Raw genomic sequence first — 23,350 nt, 5'->3', positions numbered from 1 at the left:
TTCCGAAAGACGGAGTGGTACGGGCGCGACAATACGGAAAACGCGGGCAAAGGCCAGAGGGCAGGGCGCGCAGAGCCATGTGCGCTCACGCGGAGGTGATCAGTGTCGGGTGGCCTCGGGCGGGGCGCCGGAAAGCTCGTCGATCACCTGCAACCACAGCTCGGTCGGCTGCGCGCCGCTCACCAGATGGGCATTGGCGACGATCACGCTCGGCACGGCGGTGATACCATGCTCGCGCGCGTACGCTTCCTTGGCGATGATCGTGTCGCGATCGGCATCCGAGGCGAGCAGGCGCTGCACGAGCGAACGGTCCATCCCCGCAGCCTCGGCAATCGCGCCGAGCGTCGCGTGATCGCCGATATTGCGCCCCTCCTGCCAATGGGCGTTGAGCAGGCCTTCCATCACGGCCTCCTGCGCCTCCTCGATCCCGGCCCAGTAGAGAAGGCGATGCGCATCGCGCGTGTTGGGCTGGTGGGTGACGCGTTCGGGGTGGAAATCGAACCCTTCGGCCTCGGCGATCTCCAGAAGCTGCACATGCATTTTCGCGGCCCCGTCCTGTCCGAATTTCGCCTGCAGATAAGCCGCGCGGGACATGCCCTCGGCATGCATCGTCGGGTTGAGTTCAAACGGCTGCCAGGCGCGCACGAAGGGATGGCCGGGGCGTTGCGCGAAAGCGCGATCCAACCGTGCCTTGCCAATGAAGCACCACGGGCAGACGGGATCGGCAAAGATATCCAGCGTGATCATGGCGTCACCTCCTCTTGCAGCCGCGCACGGATTTCCGAGCGCAGGATCTTACCGTTGCGGTTGCGGGGCAGGGCGTCGATATGGCGAAACATTCGCGGCTGCTTGTACCGCGCCAGCACCTGTTGCGCGTAGGCCTCCAGCGCCTCGGGCGAGGCGTCGCCGGTATAGGCCAGCGCGATCACCGTCGCATCCGCCTTCACCGCCACTTCAACCGCGGCCACATCGCCCGCGCCGGGACAATCATGCATCGCGTCCTCGACCTCGATCGGCGAGACCCGGAAGCCGCCCGCATTCATCATATCATAGCCGCGCCCGAGATAGGTGATCGCGCCATCCTCGGCCATCGACACCGTGTCGCCGGTCACGAACCATTCGCCCAGACGCCGTGCCGCCGTCTCCTCGGGGGCGTTCCAATAGCCGAGATAAAGCCCCGGATCGCTTGCTTGGATCGCAAGCTGCCCTGGTTCCCCGCGCGAAACGGGCAGGCCATCCTCTCCCAGCACCGCAACAGTGCGCCCGTCCTGCGGATAGCCGGTGGTGCCGGGGGGCGCAGGATGATCGGGGCTGCCCGAAATGAAGGTCGAGCATTCCGACATGCCGAGCGCCTCGTAAATCTTCGTCCCGGTCGCCGTATTCCACGCCGCGCGCGTCGGCTCGGGCAGGGCCTCGCCCGCGCTGAGCCCGTGGCGCAGCTTCGGCAGAGACAGGACCTCGTGATGCTTCAGGATCTGGCGGTAAACACCGGGCGCGGCGGCAAAGATCGTCGCATCGAAGCGCTTGAGCAAAAGCGGCAACGCGCGCGCCTCGACCCCCTCGGCGGGGATCAGCGCGCTGGCACCCAGCGTCCACGGGTCCATCAACCCGGTCCCGAGCGTATAGGTCCAGTTGAACGCGCCAGCATGCATCAGACGGTCTTCCGCGCCCATCCCGTACCAGCCGCGATACATCATCTGCCGCGCCCAGATCGCACGATGGGCATGCATGACAGCGCGCGCCGATCCGCCCGTACCCGAGGTGAAGATCATATAGCCAAGACGGTTCGGGTCGCCGAGATCGAACGCGCAAGGCTCGACCTCCTCGGCATTTCGCAGCGCCTCGGCACCGATCACACGCGCGGGATGATCGGGCAGGGCAATGCCTTCGCCCGCCACCACGGCAGAAGGGGCGAGATCGCGCGCAAGTTTGGAGATCTCCGTCTCGGTCAGTTGCGACGAGGACGGCACGGGCACCAACCCCGCCGCGATCGCGCCCAGAAACGCCACCGGAAATTCCGGCCCGTTGCCGAGCCGCAAAAGCACACGATCCCCCGGCACAAGCCCCGCGCGCAAAAACACCGAGCCTGCCCCGCGCACCGCCGCCGTCAGCCGCGCGTAGGACCAGCGTTCCGCCCCAGAGGGTTTCACGATTTGCATTGCGAGTTTGTCGGGCGTGGAAGCGCCTGCCGCCAGAACATGAGCCGCCATGTTAAAGGCTGCCGGCGGGGCGGGGATCGGGTCGGTGCGATAAAGCGAGTTCATGCCGTCTAGCTAGGCCGCCGCGCGCGTCCGAGCAAGACCGAACCCCTCCCCTTCTTCTTGATGAAAATATCTCGGGGGGCGGCGAAGCCGCGGGGGCAGCGCCCCCTCGACCTCTCAGCCGAGACGCCGCTCACTCCTTTTCATCATCCCCGAAGCGGGCATCGTCGTCGTATTCATCCTCGCCTTCGCCGACATATTTCGCGGAAAGGGCGATCGAATGCCCGTCATGGCCGGGATCCATCACGACATCGGAGGGCAACTCGCCGCGCATCCAGTCGAGGATCTCCTCGCGCGCATCGGCTGGCTCCTGCTCGGTCAGTTCGGCGATATATTTCACGAAAGCACGCTGGTCACCGTCGATCTCGTCCAGCTCGGCCTCATCGGCCTCGGGCCATTTATCGACGATCGCCTCGTAGAAGGCCGCCCAGTTTTCTTCGATATGGTGCCATTTCATCAGTCTTCTCCATCCTGAGCGCAGAACGCTTTTGCCGCGTGCTCCTTTTTACGAGAAAGGATCGCGCGGGCAGGTTTGCAAGGCAAAAGGAAATTTTCCGGTCGGCGGTTCCGTCACACGCCTTTCAGCGGACCGTGATCAGAACCAGCTTTGCACCGTGCGAGCGCCCGAGGAGACATCGTCGCCCACGCCTGCAACCGTATTACAGCCTGCCAATGCCGCAGCCAGCGCGGCGAGAAGGACCAGTTTCTTCATTTTCCTGCCTCGTCATACCACCAAACATCGGGTTGGAACCCGGGCCAAGCCCCGTAGAGCGGGGTCTTCTCCGGGAAACGAAGTTGCTTGATATGGGCGATGCGGTCAACCGGTGGATACCACATCGGGATCACGTACCGACCCGACGTGAGTATCCGATCGAGCGCGCGGGTCGCGGCCACGAAATCCTCGTGGCTGCGCGCATTCAGCATCGCCTGGATCATTGCCTCCGCCGCCGGCGAGTTCATGCCCATCCAGTTGCGCGAACCCGGTTCCGTCACCCCCTTCGCCCCCCAATACAGCATCTGCTCGTTGCCGGGGCTTAGCGAAAGCGCGCGCCAATACCAGGCCATGTCGAAATCATAGGCGTTTGTGCGCTGCGAATATTGCGCATCGTCGATCACCGTGACTTTCGGGAAGATGCCGAGCTTCTTCAGCGCCTCGACATAGATGTCGACGATGCTCTGGGTCTCGGCTGCGCCCTGTTGCAGCACGATCTCGAAGCTGAAGGGCTGACCATTCTTCTTGAGCACTCCGTCGCTGTCGACCTGCCAGCCCGCGTCTTCGAGCAGTTTCGTCGCCGCGCGCATGTTCTTGCGGTTGCGCACGCCTCCATCCGATTGCGGCAAGGCGTATCCGTCGATCGTGCCGGGCGGGAGCTGACTTGCGAAAGGCTCCAGCAGCGCCTTGACCTTGCCCTCAGCGGGGCCGGGCTTCATGCCCAGCTCCGAGTTCGAGAAATAAGAGGTGATGCGCGGCTCGGCCCCGCCATTGATCGTGGTGTTGATGAATTCGAAGTTGAACGCGTCGATCATCGCCTGACGCACCCGCCAATCCGCGAAGATCGGGTTGCGGGTGTTCATCACCAGCCCCTTGATCCCCGAGGGTCGCCCGTTCGGGATCTCGGATTTCACGACCTCGCCGGATTGCACCGCCGGAAAATCATAATTGCGGCCCCAATCAGCGGCGTTCCATTCGGTATAGCTGTCAGTCTCGCCGCCCTTGAAGGCCTCGAACACCACGCCGCCATCGCCGAAGAAATCATAGCGGATCACGTCGAAATTGTTCCGGCCCTTGTTGAAGCCCAGATCGCGCCCCCAGTAATCGGGGTTTCGCTTGAGTTCGATGAACTTGCCCGGATCGACGCGACCTACCGTGTAAGGCCCGGATCCGATCGGCACGATATCGGTGGTCGAGGCGAAATCCTTGTCCGCCCATTGCGCCTTTTCCAGGACCGGGCGCATCCCCATGATCAGCGCCAGCTCACGATCAGGCACCTTGAAAGTGATCCGCAGTTTGCGCGGCCCGGTCTGCTCGATCTTGGCGACCTTCGACCAGGCATTCTGGTAACGCGGATGGCCCTGCGTGCCGAGCGTCTCGTAGGACCAGATCACGTCTTCGACCGTGACCGGATTGCCATCGGAGAATTTGGCATCCGGGCGCAGCGTGAACTCGACCCAGCTGCGCGCGTCGTCCGTTTCGACCGATTCCGCGAGGAGCCCATAGAGCGTGAAGGGCTCGTCCATCGACCGGCCCATTAGCGATTCGGTCACATAGCGGCTGATTCCCTCCGCCGGGCGTCCGTTCAGGATCCAGGGATTGAGCGAATCGAACATTCCCGAGACCCCGAATCGGATCTCGCCCCCCTTCGGGGCGTCAGGATCGGCATAGGGAAGATGGGTAAACCCCGCGGGCAGGGCCGGCTCGCCATACATCGCAATCGCCGGTTGTGGCTCGGCCCAAGCGCGGCCTGTAAATACAGGGGCGAGCCCCAATGCCAGCGCCGCGACGCCGTGGAAAAACATCGATGCCCGCATGTCAACAATTCCCCGTCTGCCCGTATTTTATGACGCCAAGCTAGCGAGAGGTTTGAAACTGCGCAAACTTTTCCCTTGGAGAGTGGCACGCGATTGCTTATAAAGGGGGCACTGCTCGATAGGTTTCTTGCCTGTATGAAACCTGCCTCATGACTTGACGCCCGCTTTGCGCGGGCGTCTTTTTTCTTTCCGCTCACCGTTTTTGCAAGCTGCCCCGTCACCGCTTCACACGCATGTGCACGTGCAGCATGGTCTTTGCGCTGGCCGCGCGCCATGATCGCGCCAAATCGAGACTCAGTATCCAGTCACCAGGAAGGAGAGGACATGTCGCTCAAGGGAAAAACCGCCGTCATCACCGGCTCGAATTCGGGGATCGGCCTCGGCGTCGCACGCGAACTGGCCCGCGCAGGCGCGGATGTGGTGCTCAATTCCTTCACCGACCGCGAGGAAGACCACCAGCTCGCCGCCGATCTGGGCAAGGAATTCGGTGTCACGGCGCGCTACATCAAGGCGGACCTGTCGAAAGGGGCCGAGGCGCGCGCGCTGATCGAACAGGCGGGCAAATGCGATATCCTCGTCAATAATGCGGGCATCCAGCATGTCTCGCCGATCGACGAATTCCCGGTCGAGAAATGGGACGCGATCATCGCGATCATGCTGACCTCCGCTTTCCACACCACCGCCGTGGCGCTGCCGATGATGCGCAAGGCGGGCTGGGGGCGCGTCGTCAATATCGCCTCCGCTCACGGGCTGACCGCCTCGCCCTATAAATCGGCCTATGTCTCGGCCAAGCATGGCGTCGTGGGCCTGACCAAGGTCACCGCACTCGAGACCGCGAAGGAAGACATCACCGCGAACGCGATCTGCCCGGGTTATGTGAAAACCCCGCTCGTCGAGGCGCAGATCCCCGACACGGCGAAGGAATACAACATGACCGAGGAAGAGGTGATCGAGAAGGTCATCCTCGCACGCCAGCCCTCGAAGGATTTCGCCACCACCGAGCAGATCGGCGGCACGGCGGTCTTCCTGTGCTCGGATGCGGCCGCGCAAATCACCGGCACCACCATTTCGGTCGATGGCGGCTGGACAGCGCTCTGATCCCTGGCGGGCGCGGGGGACAATCCCCCCGCGTTTCCGCGCGCCCCCGCAATACTAGGCGCAGTGGACCGAAAGCGATCTGCCCTTCAACGGCATGAATTTTCTCAGGGGTGAATGGCCGAAGGCCGAAAGGGGGCAGCGCCCCCTTTTTCATGGCTTCAAGCGGCGCTGCGGCGCGATTTCAGGAAGGCCCAGAACCAGATCCCGGCCAGGACCAACGAGCCCACGGCATTGAGGTTGGCCATGGTGATGCCGAAGATGTCCCACGGAATCTCGTCGCACCGCACGAGCGGGGCATCGTTGATCTGCTTCATCAGATCGGCTGCCGAAAGCGTCGTGTTCACCGCGCCGGAGGTGCAATCGACCGGGCCGGCGAAAATCTTGCGCTCGACCCCGGAGTGGTAGAAGCCGAGACCGGAGGTGGTCAGCGCCGCGACCATGCCCAGAAGCGCGGTCCAGCCGGGCAGGCGGAAGGCAAGGATCGCGAGCCCGATCAGTGCGGCGGCAAGGTGCGGCCAACGTTGCAGCAGGCACAGGTGACAGGGCGCATAGCCTATCGCCTGAAACATCAGCGCCCCGGCAAGGACGAATGCGGAGCCAGCGGCGGCGTATCCAACGAGCATACGGAAATCGAGCCGGGTTTGCATGAGCGTCCTCAGAGATATTTCAACAGGTAGAATCCGCCGATTAGCAGAACGACGAAAAGCGTGAAGAGCAGGCCGAGCCAGCGCTCGATGAAGACTTTGATCGGCGCGCCGAATTTCCACAAGAGCGCAGCCACGACGAAAAAGCGCAGAGCCCGTGCGATGACGGACACTCCCAGAAAGAGCGCCGGATTGAGATGGGTCGCGCCGGAAAAGATCGTGATCACCTTGTAGGGGAAAGGTGTGACCCCGGCGATCAGCACCGCCCAACCGCCCATTTCGTTGAACCGTGCGGCCAGTTCGTCGAAGGCGCCCGCCTTGCCGTAGAACTCCAGTACAGGCTGACCGATCGCATCCATGAACCCGTAACCGATCAGGTAGCCCAGGCAGCCTCCCAAAACTGAGCCGAGTGTCGCCACCAGCGCGATGCGCCAGGCCGCCCAGGGCCGCGCGAGGATCATCGGGATCATCAGCACATCAGGTGGGATCGGGAAAACCGAGGCCTCGATGAAGGCGACGGCGGCCAGAAACCACATCGCCTTTGGATGGCTCGCGCGGGCCATCGTCCAGTCATAAATACCGCGGATCATCGGCGCCTCATCTGTCCTGCTCGGCTGCTTCGTGCCTCTCCTGCGCGCCGAGGTCAAGCCGGAGGGGGCGCTCTCGGCCTTTGCTTTTGTCTCGCTTGCGCTAATCTGCACGAAAGTGAGACGGGAGGTCGGGGCTATGCAATGGCGTGGACGGCGGGGCAGCCGCAATATCGAGGACCGGCGCGGGCAGCGATCTGCGGGTGGCGGCGCGATCCGGCTCGGGGGCGGCGGACTTGGGGTGCTGGCGATCGTCGTGATCGGCTATTTCCTTGGCGTCGATCTGACTCCTCTTCTCGAGGGCACGACATCGTCCGGCCCGGTCGTGACTCAATCGGGCGAGCTGAGCGAACGCGAGAAGGCGATGGGGGATTTCGTCTCCGTGACGCTGGCTGATACCGAAGATGTCTGGGACGGGATCTTCCGCGACCAGCTTGGGCGGCAATATCATCCGGTGACGCTGGTTCTCTATAGCGGCATCACGCGTTCCTCTTGCGGCAATGCAAGCGGGGCGACGGGTCCGTTTTACTGTCCGGGCGACAAGAAGGTCTATCTCGACACTGCCTTCTTCGACACGCTCAGCCAGCAGCTCGGGGCCAAGGGCGATTTCGCGGCCGCCTATGTCGTGGCCCATGAGGTCGCGCATCACGTTCAGGACGAGCTGGGCATTCTCGGCAAGGTCAACCAGATCCGCGCGCAAAGCTCGCAGGCGCAGTCGAACGCGCTCTCGGTGCGCATCGAGTTGCAGGCCGACTGCTTCTCGGGGATCTGGGCGCGACAGGCGCAGGAGCAATTCGGCTCGATCGAGCCGGGCGATATCGGCGAGGCGATGAATGCCGCGGCGCGGATCGGGGATGATACGCTGCAGCGCAATGCAGGCCGGGTGCCGATGCCCGACAGTTTCACCCATGGCAGCTCCGCCCAGCGTCAACGCTGGTTCGAGCGTGGCTATCAAAGCGGCGATCTCAAGCAATGCGACACGTTTTCTGTGCGCAACCTCTGAGGGCGCTTGCCAGCGCCGAGACGGCGCGCTAGAGGACGGGAACTGGGCCCGAGTGGCGGAATGGTAGACGCAGCGGATTCAAAATCCGCCGCCGCAAGGCGTGTCGGTTCGAGTCCGACCTCGGGCACCAGTCATCCTTACATATCAGACGCGACGGTCGATCCTAACCCTGACCCGAGTTCGCGATCGAGCGCTCCATCAACCGCTGAAACAGTCTTGGAGAAAGGCTGTTGATCCACCATGCCAGTCGCGCCACGCGACCCACCGGGATCATTGGCCGGCTGGATTTCAAACCTTTCAGGATTTCGCGTGCGGCGTTTTCGGGCGTCATGTAATCCACGCCGTCCGGGGCCGATCCCGGTCGGGCAATGCCGCCCGATGCAGGTGCTTCACGGCCGATATTGGTCGCGACGAAGGATGGGGCCGCGATCTGAACACGCACGTGATGTGGGGCTTCCTCCGAACGCAGCGACTTGAAGAACCCTTCGAGCGCGTGTTTCGACGCCGCATAAGCCGTTCGGTGGTAGAGCGGCGAAAACCCCGCGACCGAGGAAATCGCCAGATGCGTCCCGTGGCTTTGCCGGAGCGGCTCGAGAAAGTGTCGCGCCATTGCGGTTGCCGCGAAATAGTTGATTTCGAAGACTTTACGATGCGCCGCCTCGGTCAGGTCGGAGAATGCTCCGATCTGGGTGACGCCTGCATTGTAGATAACGAGGTCGATCCGGGGATGGCGGGCGAGGATGTCATTGCACGCCCTCTCCAGTTGCAGGGGATCGGTGAGATCGCAGGCGAAAGCCTCTTCATCGGGCGCGTCCGCAAGCCCTGAGAAATCGAGGTCGAGCAGAACCACATGCCAACCCTCGGCCCGCAGCGCCGCCGACAAAGCCCGGCCGAGCCCCCCGGCACCGCCTGAAATCACCGCAACCCGCGCGCTCATAGGCCTGCCTCGCGGGCCCAGAGGTCGAAAACCTCGGCGCTGGTCAGCTCGGGCGTGTACCCGAATTCCGCTTTCAGCGCGTCATTTGCGAGCACGGGGCGGTATTGCAGGAAGCGCACCTGCTCTGGCCCGTAGCGGCTCAGCCCCAGCGGATGGGCGAGGGCCAGCGCCGCCTTGATCCCAAGCGCGGGCAGGCGGCGCACCGGTTTGCCCAGACGACGTGCGAGATCCGTAACCCCCAGCGCGCCGTCGCCCGCGACATTGAAGATGCCGGGCGGCCCATCGGTCGCCGCGCGGATCAGGATGCGCGCGAGGTCGCGGGTCCAGATAAAGACGAAGGGGCTCTCGCAGCCCCGGATCGCGAGCAGGCGCGGCTTGTGGAATAGCGCGGTGATCTGGTTCTCCGTGCCTTTTCCCAGCACCGTGCCGACCCGCAGAACGACCTGCTCGAGGGCAGGGTGGGAAGCGCGCGCCTCGGCCAGCATCTCCTCGACCTGCCGCTTGTGATCGGCATAGGCAAACTCGGGATTGCCGCGCACCGGATCGTTTTCGCGCAGCGGCACGGGATTGTCTGCGTGATAGCCATAGGCCGCGCCCGACGAGGTCACGACGAGCCGCCGCACGCCGTTTTCCAGCGCCGCCTCCAGCACTTTTCGCGTGCCCTCCACATCGACCTGGTAGGCCAGCTCGCGCCCCATGCCGGGGCCGGGGGTCACGATGGAAGCGAGATGCACGATGACCTCGGGGCGCTCCTGCGCGATGACCTTGGCGGGGGCGTCACTCGTCACATCCATCGCCACGAAGCGCACGCCCTCGGGCAGCGCATCCGGGGCCGCGAGATCGGTCGCGATGACCTCATGGCCGCTTTCGGCAAGCTCGGTCGTGAGCACGCGGCCGATCATGCCGCTAGCACCGGTGATCAGGATCCGGGTCATCGGGCGGCCTCCTTTCTGCTCATGACAGTCGAGATCGTGAACCCGGCGATGATGTGCCAGATCCCCCAGAAGGCCGCGACGATCGCCATACCGCCCAGCCCTCCGAAGAAGGCGAAGATCAGCACGAGGCCGAGGCCCGAATTCTGAATGCCCGTCTCGATGGTGATCGCCCGCCGGTCGAAGGGCGAAAGCCGCGCGAGCGTCGCCGTGCCGTAACCGCCCGCGAAGGCCAGCGCGTTGTGCATCACCACCATCCCCGCGATCAGCCCGACGAACTGAACGAAATAGGACCAGTTTGCACTGAGCGAGAGCGCCACGAAGGCCACGAAAATTGCCATCGACACCCATTTCAGCGGGTCGCGAATGCGCGTGGTCAGGTCATAGCGGTAATGGTTCAGCGCAATCCCCGCGATCAGCGGCAGCAAAAGCATGACGCCCACGGTGATCGCCACGCTCACCGGGTCGATATGGGTCGCGTGCAGCAGCGTCCGCGTCGGCGGATAGAGGCTGCCCCAGAACGCGATATTGAGCGGCGTGAGCACGATCGCGGCCACCGTGGCGAAGGCGGTCAGCGAGACCGACAGCGCCGTGTTCCCGCCCGCCCGATGGGTGAAGAAGTTCGAGACGTTCCCGCCCGGGCAGGCCGCGACGAGGATCAGCCCGAGCGCGATCGAGGGGCTGGGCTTGAGCGCCAGCACCAGCCCGAAGGTCAGCGCCGGAAGCACCAGGAATTGCGAGGCGAAGCCCACGATCAGAGCCCACGGTCTGCGCACCAGCGGACGGAAATCGCGTGGGGATAGGTCGATCGCGACCGAGAACATGACGATGCCGAGGATCGCGTTGAGCAGATGCAGGGCGCCGGGGCTGAAATTCAGCCGAACCGCGTCGAGCCCGGTCATGCGGCAGCCTTCCCGCCTAGCGCCTTGATCCAGCCGGTGACCGCCTTGCGATAGGTCGCCTTGTCCACGTAATAGGCCATCCGTGCGAGCTTGAGATATCCCATGCCGCCGGTCGCGCGCTCGAACCCAGAAGATTTCTGTGCTTTCAGGCGCTTCGCGGCCTCGGCGCCGTCGCGCAGTCCGCGAATGTAGCGCGCCACCATTTCGGCCTGCTCGTGACGGCCCTGCCAGCCGAGCCCGCTCGCCTCCAGCATGCCCAGCACGAAGAGATCGTCGCGCTTGGGATGCATCGCGTTTAGATAGAGATGCGGCGCATCGCCCTGCCAGTTCAGCAGCTCGGGCGCGATGAACGGGTAGTGCAGCTTGTAGCCGGTGGCCGCGAGGATCATGTCATACTCCGCCTGCGAGCCATCCTTGAAATGAACGGTATGGCCGTCGAGCCGTTCGATGTCCGGGCGCACTTTCAGATCGCCATGACCTGCGTGGAACAGCACCAGCGAGTTCACGACCGGATGGCTCTCGTAGAGTTTGTAGTCGGGCTTGGGAAAGCCGTATTTCTGCGGATCGCCCACGAACCATTTCAGCAACGCCCCGTCGACCTTGCGCTTGAGCCACATCGGCAGCTTGACCGCGCCGCCCAGCGTGTCGGCGGGTTTGCCGAAGACGTATTTCGGCACGAAGTAATAGCCGCGCCGCATCGACAGATCGCAGCTCTTGCCGTGATGGATCGCGTCCACCGCGATGTCGCAGCCCGAATTGCCCGCGCCGACGACGAGCACCCGCTTGCCGGTGAATTGCGACGGATCGCGATAGGCCGAGGAATGGATCTGCTCGCCGTCGAACTGGCCCGGGAAGTCCGGCATGTTCGGCTCGGAGAGCGTGCCATTGGCGATCAGCACGCCCGCATAGATCTCCGAATGCTCGCCCTCGGCATCGCGCCAGCTCACCCGCCAGCCCTCGCCATCGCCGCCGAGCGGTTCCACTTTCGTGACCTCGGCGCCGAAGTGGTAATGGCGGCGAATGTCGAAATGGTCGGCGAAATCGCGGAAATACTGGGCCATCTCGCGGTGGCTCGGGTACTCCGCCACGTCGTCGCGCATCGGAAAATCGGCGAATTCCGTCATCCGCTTCGACGAAATCAGATGCGCACTTTCATACATCGTCGAGCGCGCGCCCTCGATGTCCCAGAGGCCTCCGACATCGCTGTGCAGTTCGAAACCCTGATAGTCCACTCCCTGTTCGCCCAGCACCTTGGCCGCGGCCAGACCCATCGGGCCTGCACCGATCAGGGCGAACGTGCCCTTCGTATTTGTCATGTTGCGTCTCCTCCCAGACGCCCTTAAATTGAACCATTGTTCAAAATAAGCAAGCCCCGATCTGATGACGAAAAAGACGACAGAGAAACAACGGCTTAGGGCGCCATCCAAGCGATCCCTCGCGAGTCGCTCACGGATTCTCGATGCGGCCGAAACGGTGTTTGCGCGAGATGGATTCGAGGGCGCAAAGGTTCGCGACATCGCCGCACTCGCCGATGTGCCGTTGGGGTTGGTGAACCATCACGGGGGCTCGAAAGAGGCTCTGTTTCGCGAAGTCGTGGAGCGGCGCGCGGAGGAGCTGACCCAGCTTCGTCTTGAGGCGCTTGCGCAGGCGAAAGGGCAGGGGGCGCTCGATCTCAAAGCGATCCTTGATTGTTTTTTCCGTCCCTATCTGGCGAAAGCCGCGGGCAGCGATCCGCAATGGTTGGCCTATGCACGTCTTGTGGCGATGGTCTCGGCCGATCCGGCCTGGGCGGATATCTCGGCCGATCTTTTCGACCCGACCGCACAACTGTTCATCAAGGAGATTTCTGCGCTTTATCCAGGAGTGCGCTCTTCAGTCGTGGCGGAAGGGTTCGTCTATTCGGTCGCCGCACTTCTCGCCTTTCTGACCTCGGAGTGGCGTGTCGCCGCGCTGGCCGGAACGACGGGCCGGCAGGCGTCCGTCGAAGGGTTGATCGCCTTTTGCGCCTCGGGATGCGCGGCAAGGATCGCACAAGCCGAGGCGGAGGCGCGGCAATGCTGAGCACGACCACGGCGCTCGTCATCGGAGCGGTCTTCTTTTCGGCTTTCCTGCGCGGGGTCGCGGGGTTCGGCTTCGCGCTTGCCGCAGTGCCGATTGTTTCGCTTCTGTTGCCACCGGTCGAGGCGGTCGCACTGGCGGTCTTGCTCCAGGTGGTGGTGGGGCTGCGTGATATCTTCACGCTGCGGGGCGATGCCCATATGCCGTCGCTGATGCGATTGAGTGCGGGCGCTGTACTGGGCACGCCGCTGGGGATCTTTGCATTGACCGCGCTGAGCCCGGATGGCGCGCGGGTGATCATCGCGGCAGTCGTTTTGGCGGGATTGGTGGTGCTGGTGCGCTACCGGCCGACCCACGCGCATCCCCATGGCGGACTGGCCGTGATCGCTGGCATCGCCTCGGGCGCATTTTCGGGCCTTGCGGCGATGCCCGGTCCTCCGGCGGTGGCCTATTATCTGGGGGGCGGGACGAGCTCGGTGCAGACCCGCGCCTCATTGCTTTTGTTCTTTTTTTTCGCTTCGCTGATGGCGACGCCGGGGCTTGCACTGGCCGGAGCGATCGACGCAAAGACGCTGTGGCTGACCGTCGTGTCGATCCCGGCGCTGGCGCTTGGAACCTGGGTGGGAACGCGCGCCTTCGCGCGGCTCGATCATGGGCAATACCGGATGCTGGCGATCGGGGTCATGGCCTTTTCGGGCCTGCTCGCAGGTTGGCGCGGGCTTTCGGCTTTTCTCTGAAGTTTGCACCGCAAGATCACGCGCTCTCACGGATCGTGAGCCCCCGCGAGGACGGGCCTTCAGGGGCATGCTCCCGGTTGAGGCGGTCGCGGCCCGGCACACTGCGCGTCACATTTGCCTCAATTGTGGTTACCAAATGGTGATTCGAGCCGGCGCGGCGAATGAGGCCGGAACAAAATGCGTATCCCTATGATTTTGGTGCGTGTTCGAGAACAATCTGGGCGGATTGATGGCGAGAATAAGGCAGGCCATTGGTCGCAGTCTGGAAACGATGTCATCAGCTAATTGTTTCGGTTTTGCGAACAACCGCGCCCATAATTGTCTCGCATTTTGAAAAGATCCGCAGACACCGCGAGCGCCAGCCCTGTTTTTCGGCACATTCCAGAGCGGCCGTTCGGTTTTCGCGGTTGCAGTTTCGAAACAATTCGCCTTTTCAATCACTTTCCGCATCGCAGCGATTACTGCTCAATTAGCAGGCAATTTCCGCAAATGCGGCAGGAACGTGGCAAATTCCCCTTTCTTTGTGGCAAAGCCGCGGGCAAATTGTGTTCATGCCCGACTGGGGGGGCAACTCGGCCATGGGGGTGGCCAGTGAAAGGGGACTTCGGCGCAAGACCTCACCCGGTGCTGCCAGGATGACGCGGGGACAAGCCGTCAATCCGACCGACAGATGGGAAAACATCGGAGCGATCCGAACCCGCCAGTCAGCGGCCGCACCGGTGTGAGCGCGTCACATCTCATTTCACGAAACATCATCGGATCGCGAGGTCCGCAAACCATTTGGGCGCTGCCACTTCGCGCCGTGAAATCGGGAAACCAAGGCGCAGCGGCCGGGACAGCGGCGGGCGGCGAAGGAGAGTTCGGGATGACGTATTATACGACCTGCAATCATGATCCCTATGCCAAGGACGACTCGGCAACGGTGAGCTACAACAGCTCGGTCGTGATCAATGTGCTGGCCAATGACAGCGATCCCGATTGCGATCCGCTCAAGGTTTGTCAGGTGACCGATCCGGCGCATGGCTCGGTGACGCTCAATGCCGATGGCACCATCACCTACACGCCCGATCCCGACTACTACGGTTCGGACACGTTCTATTACCAGATCTCGGATGGCCATGGCGGCTATGACTGGGCGACCGTCACGATCAACGTCGAGGAGCCCGAGCTCGACGGGATCGTGGAAGGCACCGCTGGCGACGATCTGATCGATGTGGCCTACACCGGCGATCCGCAGGGCGACATGGTCGACAATAACGACGCGATCCTGCCAGGCCAGGTCGGCGATGACGACATCATCCTCGCGGGCGACGGCAATGACACCGTCTATGCCGGTGCGGGCAATGACTCCGTCGACGGCGGCGAGGGCAATGACCTGCTCTATGGCGAGGGCGGCAGCGACACGATCAATGGCGACGCGGGCAATGACACGATCTGGGGCGATGGCAATACCTCCGACGGTCCGGTCGTCGATCCGGTATCGCAAACTGTCGACTGGGGCGACTTCCAGGACGATTGCGGCAAGCTGACCGATCAGACCGTCGATCTCGGCGACACCAAGGTGACGTTCGACTTCACCTCGCAGGACTACGGTGCGACCGCGAAATTCGTCACCTCGACGCAATATGTTGCCCCCGGTGAGACCTTCGACAGCCATTCCGCGCTGGAACTTTACGGGTGCGGCGGGGAAGGCGGGATCGACCCGACCTCGACCACCACTCTGAGCTTCGCCTCGGACAATCCCGATTACACGGGCGAGGTGCAGAACGTCTCCTTCCGGATCAATGATATCGACCGTTCGGACAGCTGCGATGACCATGTCGATGTGGTGACGCTCTCGGCGCTCGATGCCGATGGCAATCCGGTCGACATCACGATCACGCCCTCGGGCAACCAGACCGTCACCGATAATGGCGATGGCACCTATACGATCACCGCGGGCGATCAGGATACCGGTTATCTTGGGTCCGATGACGCGATCGGTTCGGTGCTCGTCGAGATCGCGGATCCGACCGCGAAGATCACGATCGCTTATGCCAACGGCGGCGATACCGATCAGAAGATCACCGTGACCGACATCCAGTGCGAGACCGTTCCGGTCTATGACGGCACCGGCGAGCCCGGCGATGACAGCCTCGACGGCGGGCTTGGCGATGATGTGATCTATGGCCAGCAGGGCAATGACACGCTGGCCGGTCGCGAAGGCAATGACGACCTCTATGGTGGCGAGGGGGATGACTACCTCTCGGGCGGCGAGGGCGATGACACGCTGCATGGCGGGGACGGCAATGACACGCTCGATGCGGGTCAGGATGGCGACACGCTTTACGGCGATGCGGGCGATGACCGCCTGCTCGGTGGTCCGCGCGAAGATCTGCTCGATGGTGGTGACGGCAACGACACGGTCATCGGGGGTAATGCCGCGGATTCGATCATCGGCGGTGCGGGCAATGACTATGCCGAAGGCAATGACGGCAATGACCTGATCGACACCGGCGACGGCACCTTTGCGCCTGATCGCGGTTATCCCGGCGTCTTCGCGGGCGATACCGATCCGAACAATGACCTGGACACCGTTTATGGCGGCGCGGGCAATGACACGATCTCGACCGGCGACGACCGCGATTTCATCGACGGCGGTACCGGCGATGACAGCATCGACGCGGGCTGTGACGATGACACCGTGATTGGCGGCGACGGCAATGATTACATCATCGGCGCCGAGGGCTCGGACAGTATCGACGCGGGCGCAGGCGACGATACCGTCTATGGCGGCCTCTCGCCGATCTATCCGGATGCGCTCAACATCCCCGACTCGATCGACCTCGTGCCCGATAACGGCATGGACACGATCTATGGCGGCGACGGCAATGACGTGATCTTCGGCGAAGATGACGATGACTGGATCTCGGGCGGCAACGACAATGATACGCTCGATGGCGGCATCGACGACGATACGCTGATGGGCGATGCAGGCGATGACAGCCTGCTCGGCGGCGACGGCTCGGATAGCCTCGACGGCGGCACTGGCAGCGATACGCTGCTCGGCGGCACCGGCGAGGACTATGCCTATGGCGGCGACGATCGCGACTTCTTCTTCGTCGATGCGCCCGAGAACGGCACGGGCGATACGCTCGATGGCGGCGAGGGCGGCGACGACTGGGATACGCTCGATCTGCGCGGCGCCGGCCCGCTGCGCGTTGACAGCTACATGACCGACCCGACCACCTATGCGGGCACGGTGAGCTTCCTTGATGGCGACGGCAATGTGACCGGCACGCTTGAATTCTCGAACATGGAGCAGATCATTCCCTGCTTCACCCCCGGCACGCTTGTCGCGACACCGAAGGGCGAGGTTCCGGTCGAGCTTCTGTGCGAAGGCGACAAGGTGCTGACCCGCGACAACGGCATTCAGGAGATCCGCTGGGCTGGTCGCGCCGACATGACTCGCGAGCAACTCGCCCATGCCCCGCATCTCAAGCCGGTGCTGATCAAGGCGGGGTCGCTCGGCAATGATCTCCCCGAGCGCGACATGCTGGTCTCTCCCAACCACCGCATGCTGGTCGCCAATGACAAGACCGCTCTCTATTTCGAGGAGCATGAGGTTCTTGTCGCGGCCAAGCATCTGGTCGCGAATGAAGGGGTTTCGACCGTCGAGACGCTGGGCACCAGCTACCTTCACTTCATGTTCGACCGTCACGAGGTCGTCCTCGCCAACGGCGCCTGGACCGAAAGCTTCCAGCCCGGCGATCAGACGCTCGGTGGCATGGGCAATGCGCAGCGTCAGGAGATCTTCGAACTCTTCCCGGACCTGCAGACCGCGAAGGGGCGCGCCGATTACCAAGCCGCCCGCAAGACGCTGAAGCGCCACGAGGCTGCGGTGCTGCTGCGCGGCTGAGCAAAATAGAGAACGGCCCGGGAGATTTTCCCGGGCTGTTGTCTTCCGACGGGACAGAGTGTTTCGCAACACGAAACCTACTGTTTCCTGCCATTCGGTCTACGATCGGATCTATTTACGTTTCTTTATAGATCGATGCGCCATACCATGGCTGAGTGGATGTCCACACAGGCCACTGGCCCGGCGAGGACCGAATGACAACGCAAACCCGAGAGATCTTCGACACGGCAATTCGGTGTTTTCCTGCGCCGGCATTCGCGCGGCGCATACGGGAGCGTCTGAACGACCTGCGTCTCGAATTCTCGGATTACGACTCCGCGAATGGGCAGATGACGGGGTTCGATGCGCAGGGAGAGGCGCTGTTTGCCGGAGCGATCAGCGATTTCGTCGCCGCAATCCCCTGCTTTACGCTCGACACTCTCCTGACCACTGAAAGCGGCCCTTGCCGCGTGGCTGATCTTGCGCCCGATGCGCGGCTCGTCACCCGAGACAATGGCATACAGCCCCTGCGTTGGATTGGCGAACGGGTCTTCGCCGCGCGCGATCTGGCACTGAACCCGCTGTTGCGACCGGTGCGAATCCGCGCAGGGTCGCTTGGTCCGGATATCCCGCAAAGCGATCTGGTCGTATCGCCCAACCATCGCATTTTGTCGCTTGGCTCTGACGGTCAAAGAGAAGCCATGGTCATGGCGCGCGATCTCGTGGGGAACGACGGCGTGGAAATCATCGCACCCACAGATGGGGTACGCTACCTGCAACTGCTTTGCGATCATCACGAGATGATCATGGGGGAGGGCGCCTGGGTCGAGACATTCCGTCCGACTCCCGACAGCCTTGCCGCGCTTGAGCAAGGTTCGCGTGCCGAGTTGCTCGCGCAACGGCCCGACCTGTTCGAGACCTCCGATTACCGCCCGGTCCGCCACGATCTTTCAGCGCCTCAACGGATCCTCCACGACGCATAGGGCTGAGCGGTACTCGCCGGTCGTTTGTCTGGTGAACAACGCGAAGCCCATTGCGTTTGCGCCTGTCCAGTTCGCGACGCGCGCAACAAAAAAGGCCGGGCGCACGGCCCGGCCAGATAACGATCCGTTCAGGGGAATGACCGGATCGCCCGCGTCACAGGAAGCGGCGCTCCTCTTGCCGGGCGGTGCTCCGGCTGATTCCGATATCGTCCAGCAGGCGAGCGTCGAGTTTCCCCAGCGCCGCGCGAGTGCGACGGGTTTCGAGGACGCGCGCGACGCGCGCAATCAGGCTGAGCGAGCCGTGACGGGCGATGGCGGGACGGGTCCGCGACAGGGTCAACATTGCAGTGCCTTTCTGTATTGATACAATCTGTGTTTCCTTGGTATAAGCGTGATACATTGTGTCGATTTTCGCAGCTAGAGAAATATTGTGACTGATACAAGCTGGTCTCCTGAACTCGCCAAACTGAGCGGCCCCAAATATCTCGCTCTCGTGCGCGCTCTGCGCGAAGGGATCCGGCGCGGGGATCTTCCGCCCGGAACAAAACTCCCTACTGTCAGAGACTTGGCTTGGAAACTCGGGGTAACTCCGGGCACCGTTGCCCGCGGATATCAGATCGCTACGCAAGAAGGGTTGCTTGAGGCGCAAGTCGGGAGGGGTACATTTGTATCGACACAAAACCAGCGACTCGGCCCCCGCGAGCCTTTGTATCGCCAGACGGGTGAAGAGGTCGAACGCGCGCCCGACAGCGTGGTCGACCTGCGCTCGCCGCAGCTCCCGGATGTCGGCCAGACCAAGGCGCTGGCCTGGGCGATGCAGGAAGCCGCACGCGATATCGGCAAGACCTATCTGCAATATCCGGGCCTTCGCCGCGACGCCTATTGCCGCGAAGCCGTGCTCGACTGGTTCCCGAAGGATTGCTCGCTCCATGCCGAGCTGACCGCCGATGATCTCGTGTTGACCCATGGCGGGCAGAATGGGATCAACCTCGTAATGCAGACCTGCCTGCGCGGCGACCGGCCAGGCGTATTCATCGAAGAGCTCGCCTATCCCGGCTTTCGCCATGCCGCGCGGCTCAACCGCGCCGAGATCCATCCGGTCGCAATCGACGAGCAGGGGATGATCCCCGAGGCGCTCGATGCCGCGTGCCGCCGCCATCGTGGTCAGATCGTCTGCATCACGCCCGATGCGCAGAACCCGACCGCCGGGCGGATGGACGAGGCGCGCCGGGTGGCACTGGCCGAGGTCGCGCGCCGCCATGACCTCCAGATCATCGAGGATGACTGTTACACGGCCCCCGTGACCGGCCTGCCGAGCCTGCGGGTGATCGCCCCCGAACGGTGCTGGCACGTCACCTCGCTGTCGAAGACGATCTCGGCCGGGATGCGGTTCGGGATCGTCGCGGCGCCTGAGGGGATGGGCGAGGTGGGGCGTCTGGCCGCCCAGCACAGCTTCTTCGGCCTTGCGCGTCCGATTACCGACATGGTGGCGCGTCTGTTCGAGAGCGGTGAGGCGATGCGCCTGCGGTATGCGGCCCAAGAAGAGATGGGGCGCAGGCTTCAGATGACGGTCCAGGCGCTTGGCGGGCAGGATATCTCCTGGCTTCCGGGGCTGAGTTTCCTCTGGCTCAAACTGCCGATGGGCTGGCGCGCCTCGACCTTCGCGCGCATGGCCGAGGCCGAAGGCGTGCTGCTGCGCTCGGCGGATGAATATGTCGTGCAAGACGGGCAGGCGCCCAATGCGGTGCGCATCGCGATGGCGGGCTCGGCCCCGGAAGAACGGTTCCGCTCTGCATTGCGCACGCTCACCGGATTGCTCGAGCGGATGCCGGACGATCTGCCGGTCTGATTGCGTAAAATTAGGGCAACTGCCCGCCTCGCACGCGCGTGATGGGGATGGCCTCTTTTCACGCCCGCGCCCATGTGCTTTCGTGGCCTCAAGGCAGCGCCGAACACAGGTGCGAATTGGGAGACAGGCATGGCCACGAAAGGTGAGAGCTGGTTGCGCAGCGAGTCGGCGCAAGGCTATGCGCTGATTTCCCCACCGGCGATCTACGCCCTTCTTTTATTGGCCGCGCCGCTCGCGACGATCCTCGCCTATTCCTTCTTCAAGGATGGCTATCTCACCGTCATCCACGAATTCACCCTCCAGAATTACGTCGCGACCTGGTCCGACCCGATCTTTCGCGTGATTCTGATCCGTTCGCTAATCGTGGCAGGGCTGGTGACGCTGGTCACGGTGGGTCTGGCCTTCCCGATTGCCTATTATCTGAGCTTCGGCCTCGCGCCGAACCAGAAGGCGCGCTGGATCTTCCTGATCACGATTCCCTTCTGGACCTCCTATCTGATCCGCGTGTTCCTGTGGAAAGTGATCCTGGGCTATAACGGCGTGATCAACTCGGCGCTGGAGGGGATCGGGATCATCGGCCCGAACGGGTTGATCGCGGACCCGCTGCAGATGCTCAATTCCGTGGGGGCGATCGCGCTGACGCTGGCCCACGCCTATGCGCCTTTCGCGATCCTGCCGATCTTCGTGAGCCTCGAAAAAATCGACCGCTCGCTGCTGGAGGCGGGGCAGGATTTGGGGGAAAGCCGCTGGCGCACCTTCCTGCGCGTGACCCTGCCGCTGGCGATGCCGGGTGTGGTCGCTGCCACCTTGATCGTCTTCATCCCCACCGTGGGCGATTACGTCACGCCCGAACTGATCGGGGGCGGCAAGATGCCGATGGTGGCGAACCTCATTCAGGCGCAGATGCTGCCGCTGGACAACCGGCCCATGGGCTCGGCCATCGCGGTCAGCTCGCTTCTCGTGGTCGCCGCGCTGTCGCTGGTCTTCCTGTGGCTCAACCGCCGCTTCCTCCGGGTCGGAAAGTGAGCCGCGCATGAAGATCTCCTCGCTCAAACTCTATGCGCTGGCCTATCTGGTCTTTCTTTACGCGCCGATCTTCCTGCTGCCGCTCTTTGCCTTCAATGACGGCACGATCATCGCCTTCCCGCTGAAGGGCTTCACGACCGACTGGTTCGCGAAGATGGCCGAGAATGACACGCTGCGCCATGCGCTGACGAACTCACTGATCATCGCGGTGACCTCGTCAGCCGGGGCCACGATCCTCGCGGTCTTCGCCGCCCGCGCCTCGACGCGCTACAAGTTCAAGGGCAAGGGCGGGATCATGGGGCTGATCATGCTGCCGATGGTGCTGCCCGATATCCTGATGGGCATGTCGCTGCTCTTGGTGATGCTCGAAGTGCTGCGGGTGAACCTCTCGATCGCGACGGTGATCCTCGGCCATGTGATCATCTCGCTTCCTTACGCGATCGCGGTGCTGCAAACGGCGTTTGCAACGCTCGATCAGTCGCTCGAGGAGGCGGCAGTGGATCTGGGCGAGACGCGGATGTCCACCTTCCGCCTGATCGTGTTGCCGCTGGTGATGCCGGGCATCATCTCGGCCTTCCTGATCTCCTTCACGATCTCTCTGGATGAGTTCATCGTGGCCTTCTTCCTCGCGGGCAACCAACCGACACTGCCCACCTACATCTTTTCCCAGCTGCGTTTCCCCTCAGCGATCCCGGTCATCATGGCGCTTGGCACCTGCCTCGTCGCGGCCTCGATCCTGCTGCTGAGCGTGGCCGAATTCTTCCGCCGCCGCGGTATCAAGCGGACCGGCGCAAAGGATACCGGAGGTTTCCTGTGACAGATAACCCGATGATCGCCTTCCGAGACGTTCAGAAATATTACGGCGATTATCACGCGCTGCGCGGCATCTCGGCCGAGATCCGCGCGGGCGAGTTCTTCTCGCTTCTCGGCCCCTCGGGCTGCGGCAAGACCACGCTTCTGCGCACCATCGCGGGGTTCGAGGATATTTCCTCGGGCGCGGTGCTGATCGACGGCAAGGACATGGCCAACGTGCCCGCGAACAAGCGGCCGACGAACATGGTGTTCCAGTCCTACGCGATCTTCCCGCACCTGACGGTGGCGCAGAACGTGGGGTTCGGGTTGCGGCGCGATCCGCGCTCGAAGGCGGAGAAAGACAAGCTGGTCGAGGAATCTCTCGAGATGGTCGGCCTCACGGGCTATGGCGCACGCGCCGCCCATGCGCTTTCGGGCGGTCAGCGCCAGCGTGTGGCTCTGGCCCGCGCGCTGATCCTCAAGCCCAAGGTGCTGCTGCTCGACGAGCCGCTCTCCGCGCTTGATCGCAAGATCCGCGAGCAGATGCAGGTCGAGCTGATCAAGCTGCAGCGCGAAGTGGGCATCACCTTCGTGCTCGTGACCCACGATCAGGAAGAGGCGCTGGTCATGTCGGACCGGATCGCGGTGATGTTCGAGGGGGAGATCGCCCAGCTCGCCGACCCCGAGACACTTTACCGCCGTCCGAATTCGCGCCGCGTCGCGGATTTCATTGGCGTGATGAACTTCCTGCCCGCAAAGGTGACGGGCGAAAGCGGCGACACGATCACGGCCGAGGTGGCGGGTCTGGGCACGCTCGACGTCGCCACCTCGCAGGTCTCGATGGCGCCTGCCGGAGACAATGCGGCTGTCGGTTTCCGCCCTGAAACCCTCACAATTCTCTATGAAGGCCAGCAGGCCACCGATCGCGAAGCGCCCGGAACGATCGATGAGGTCGTCTATTATGGCGACATGACCTATTATGATGTACGTCTCGACGGGATGGAGAAACCGGTGCGCATCTCGATGCGCAATGTCTTTGGGCGTCCGGTACTCGATGTCGGCACGCGTACCCGTGTTTCCTGGTCACCAGGTGCATTGGTTCTATTTCGGTAACGGGGCAGGGAGAACGTCCCCG

22 protein-coding genes and 1 tRNA gene are annotated in these 23,350 nt (G+C 63.1%); 11 read left to right on the top strand and 12 right to left on the bottom strand.

Annotated features, from left to right (window positions below):
* Positions 1–99: 99 nt before the first annotated feature.
* The 5 genes from TP2_RS12975 to TP2_RS12960 form a co-directional block, all read right to left on the bottom strand.
* Complete coding sequence (locus tag TP2_RS12975) at positions 100–747, bottom strand: DsbA family oxidoreductase (protein WP_038078186.1); 648 nt, start codon at positions 745–747, stop codon at positions 100–102.
* Entirely contained in the window at positions 744–2,264 is a 1,521-nt protein-coding gene (locus TP2_RS12970; RefSeq protein ID WP_038078185.1) for a class I adenylate-forming enzyme family protein, read from the bottom strand. Before TP2_RS12970 ends, TP2_RS12975 begins: the two co-directional genes overlap by 4 nt.
* A gap of 130 nt (positions 2,265–2,394) precedes the next feature.
* Positions 2,395–2,718: a hypothetical protein gene (locus tag TP2_RS12965; protein ID WP_038078184.1), complete on the bottom strand. Its 324-nt coding sequence runs from the start codon at positions 2,716–2,718 to the stop codon at positions 2,395–2,397.
* 138 nt (positions 2,719–2,856) lie between these two features.
* Positions 2,857–2,973, bottom strand: coding sequence for a lipoprotein (locus tag TP2_RS18345; RefSeq protein ID WP_084714259.1), 117 nt, complete (start codon positions 2,971–2,973; stop codon positions 2,857–2,859).
* On the bottom strand, positions 2,970–4,790 hold the full coding sequence (locus TP2_RS12960; protein WP_038078183.1) for an extracellular solute-binding protein: 1,821 nt from the start codon (positions 4,788–4,790) through the stop codon (positions 2,970–2,972). Before TP2_RS12960 ends, TP2_RS18345 begins: the two co-directional genes overlap by 4 nt.
* 324 nt (positions 4,791–5,114) lie before the next feature.
* Here TP2_RS12960 and TP2_RS12955 point away from each other — a divergent pair, with 324 nt between their 5' ends.
* Complete coding sequence (locus TP2_RS12955) at positions 5,115–5,888, top strand: 3-hydroxybutyrate dehydrogenase (protein ID WP_038078177.1); 774 nt, start codon at positions 5,115–5,117, stop codon at positions 5,886–5,888.
* 158 nt (positions 5,889–6,046) lie between these two features.
* Here TP2_RS12955 and TP2_RS12950 read toward each other — a convergent pair whose 3' ends face one another.
* Both TP2_RS12950 and TP2_RS12945 read right to left on the bottom strand, forming a co-directional pair.
* Positions 6,047–6,535, bottom strand: coding sequence for a disulfide bond formation protein B (locus TP2_RS12950; RefSeq protein WP_051692602.1), 489 nt, complete (start codon positions 6,533–6,535; stop codon positions 6,047–6,049).
* Between the two features lie 8 nt (positions 6,536–6,543).
* A complete protein-coding gene (locus tag TP2_RS12945) occupies positions 6,544–7,122 on the bottom strand; it encodes a YqaA family protein (protein WP_038078175.1) in 579 nt (192 codons plus the stop codon).
* A 136-nt stretch (positions 7,123–7,258) separates the two neighbouring features.
* On the opposite strand from TP2_RS12945, the gene ypfJ reads away from it, so the two are divergent.
* Together ypfJ and TP2_RS12935 are read left to right on the top strand one after the other, a co-directional pair.
* Positions 7,259–8,122: a KPN_02809 family neutral zinc metallopeptidase gene (gene ypfJ / locus TP2_RS12940; protein ID WP_038078172.1), complete on the top strand. Its 864-nt coding sequence runs from the start codon at positions 7,259–7,261 to the stop codon at positions 8,120–8,122.
* Between the two features lie 46 nt (positions 8,123–8,168).
* Positions 8,169–8,252: transfer RNA gene (locus tag TP2_RS12935), tRNA-Leu, on the top strand.
* 33 nt (positions 8,253–8,285) lie between these two features.
* Here the strand turns inward: TP2_RS12935 and TP2_RS12930 are convergent.
* From TP2_RS12930 to TP2_RS12915, 4 genes are read right to left on the bottom strand one after another with little or no spacing between them, the layout of a single operon-like run.
* The gene (locus tag TP2_RS12930; protein ID WP_038078171.1) at positions 8,286–9,059 is read right to left on the bottom strand and encodes an SDR family NAD(P)-dependent oxidoreductase; all 774 of its coding nucleotides are present in this window, start codon (positions 9,057–9,059) and stop codon (positions 8,286–8,288) included.
* On the bottom strand, positions 9,056–9,994 hold the full coding sequence (locus tag TP2_RS12925) for an SDR family oxidoreductase (RefSeq protein WP_038078168.1): 939 nt from the start codon (positions 9,992–9,994) through the stop codon (positions 9,056–9,058). The genes TP2_RS12930 and TP2_RS12925 overlap by 4 nt, the downstream gene beginning before the upstream one ends.
* Positions 9,991–10,893, bottom strand: a complete 903-nt coding sequence (locus tag TP2_RS12920; RefSeq protein ID WP_038078162.1) for a bile acid:sodium symporter family protein — start codon at positions 10,891–10,893, stop codon at positions 9,991–9,993. Before TP2_RS12920 ends, TP2_RS12925 begins: the two co-directional genes overlap by 4 nt.
* The gene (locus TP2_RS12915; protein WP_038078159.1) at positions 10,890–12,209 is read right to left on the bottom strand and encodes a flavin-containing monooxygenase; all 1,320 of its coding nucleotides are present in this window, start codon (positions 12,207–12,209) and stop codon (positions 10,890–10,892) included. Before TP2_RS12915 ends, TP2_RS12920 begins: the two co-directional genes overlap by 4 nt.
* A gap of 64 nt (positions 12,210–12,273) precedes the next feature.
* On the opposite strand from TP2_RS12915, the gene TP2_RS12910 reads away from it, so the two are divergent.
* The 4 genes from TP2_RS12910 (at position 12,274) to TP2_RS12895 (ending at position 18,548) form a co-directional block, all read left to right on the top strand.
* Positions 12,274–12,954 carry a TetR/AcrR family transcriptional regulator gene (locus TP2_RS12910; RefSeq protein WP_157617127.1) on the top strand — a complete coding sequence of 227 codons (681 nt, stop codon included), beginning with the start codon at positions 12,274–12,276 and terminating at the stop codon, positions 12,952–12,954.
* On the top strand, positions 12,948–13,688 hold the full coding sequence (locus tag TP2_RS12905; protein ID WP_038078157.1) for a sulfite exporter TauE/SafE family protein: 741 nt from the start codon (positions 12,948–12,950) through the stop codon (positions 13,686–13,688). Before TP2_RS12910 ends, TP2_RS12905 begins: the two co-directional genes overlap by 7 nt.
* Before the next feature lie 865 nt (positions 13,689–14,553).
* Positions 14,554–17,586: a Hint domain-containing protein gene (locus TP2_RS12900; RefSeq protein WP_051692599.1), complete on the top strand. Its 3,033-nt coding sequence runs from the start codon at positions 14,554–14,556 to the stop codon at positions 17,584–17,586.
* A 194-nt stretch (positions 17,587–17,780) separates the two neighbouring features.
* Complete coding sequence (locus tag TP2_RS12895) at positions 17,781–18,548, top strand: Hint domain-containing protein (RefSeq protein ID WP_051692597.1); 768 nt, start codon at positions 17,781–17,783, stop codon at positions 18,546–18,548.
* 154 nt (positions 18,549–18,702) lie between these two features.
* On the opposite strand, the gene TP2_RS12890 is transcribed toward TP2_RS12895, so the two are convergent.
* Positions 18,703–18,891, bottom strand: a complete 189-nt coding sequence (locus TP2_RS12890; protein ID WP_038078156.1) for a DUF1127 domain-containing protein — start codon at positions 18,889–18,891, stop codon at positions 18,703–18,705.
* 87 nt (positions 18,892–18,978) lie between these two features.
* Here TP2_RS12890 and TP2_RS12885 point away from each other — a divergent pair, with 87 nt between their 5' ends.
* From TP2_RS12885 to TP2_RS12870, 4 genes are all read left to right on the top strand, one after another.
* Positions 18,979–20,397 carry an aminotransferase-like domain-containing protein gene (locus TP2_RS12885; protein WP_038078154.1) on the top strand — a complete coding sequence of 473 codons (1,419 nt, stop codon included), beginning with the start codon at positions 18,979–18,981 and terminating at the stop codon, positions 20,395–20,397.
* A gap of 129 nt (positions 20,398–20,526) precedes the next feature.
* A complete protein-coding gene (locus tag TP2_RS12880; protein WP_038078152.1) occupies positions 20,527–21,423 on the top strand; it encodes an ABC transporter permease in 897 nt (298 codons plus the stop codon).
* Between the two features lie 7 nt (positions 21,424–21,430).
* Entirely contained in the window at positions 21,431–22,240 is an 810-nt protein-coding gene (locus TP2_RS12875) for an ABC transporter permease (protein WP_038078150.1), read from the top strand.
* A gap of 11 nt (positions 22,241–22,251) precedes the next feature.
* On the top strand, positions 22,252–23,328 hold the full coding sequence (locus TP2_RS12870) for an ABC transporter ATP-binding protein (RefSeq protein ID WP_038078149.1): 1,077 nt from the start codon (positions 22,252–22,254) through the stop codon (positions 23,326–23,328).
* Positions 23,329–23,350 lie beyond the last annotated feature (22 nt).

Origin of the sequence: Thioclava pacifica DSM 10166 (assembly GCF_000714535.1) — a bacterium.
GTDB classification, from domain to species: Bacteria; Pseudomonadota; Alphaproteobacteria; order Rhodobacterales; family Rhodobacteraceae; genus Thioclava; species Thioclava pacifica.
This window is presented reverse-complemented; position numbering and strand designations above follow the sequence as displayed.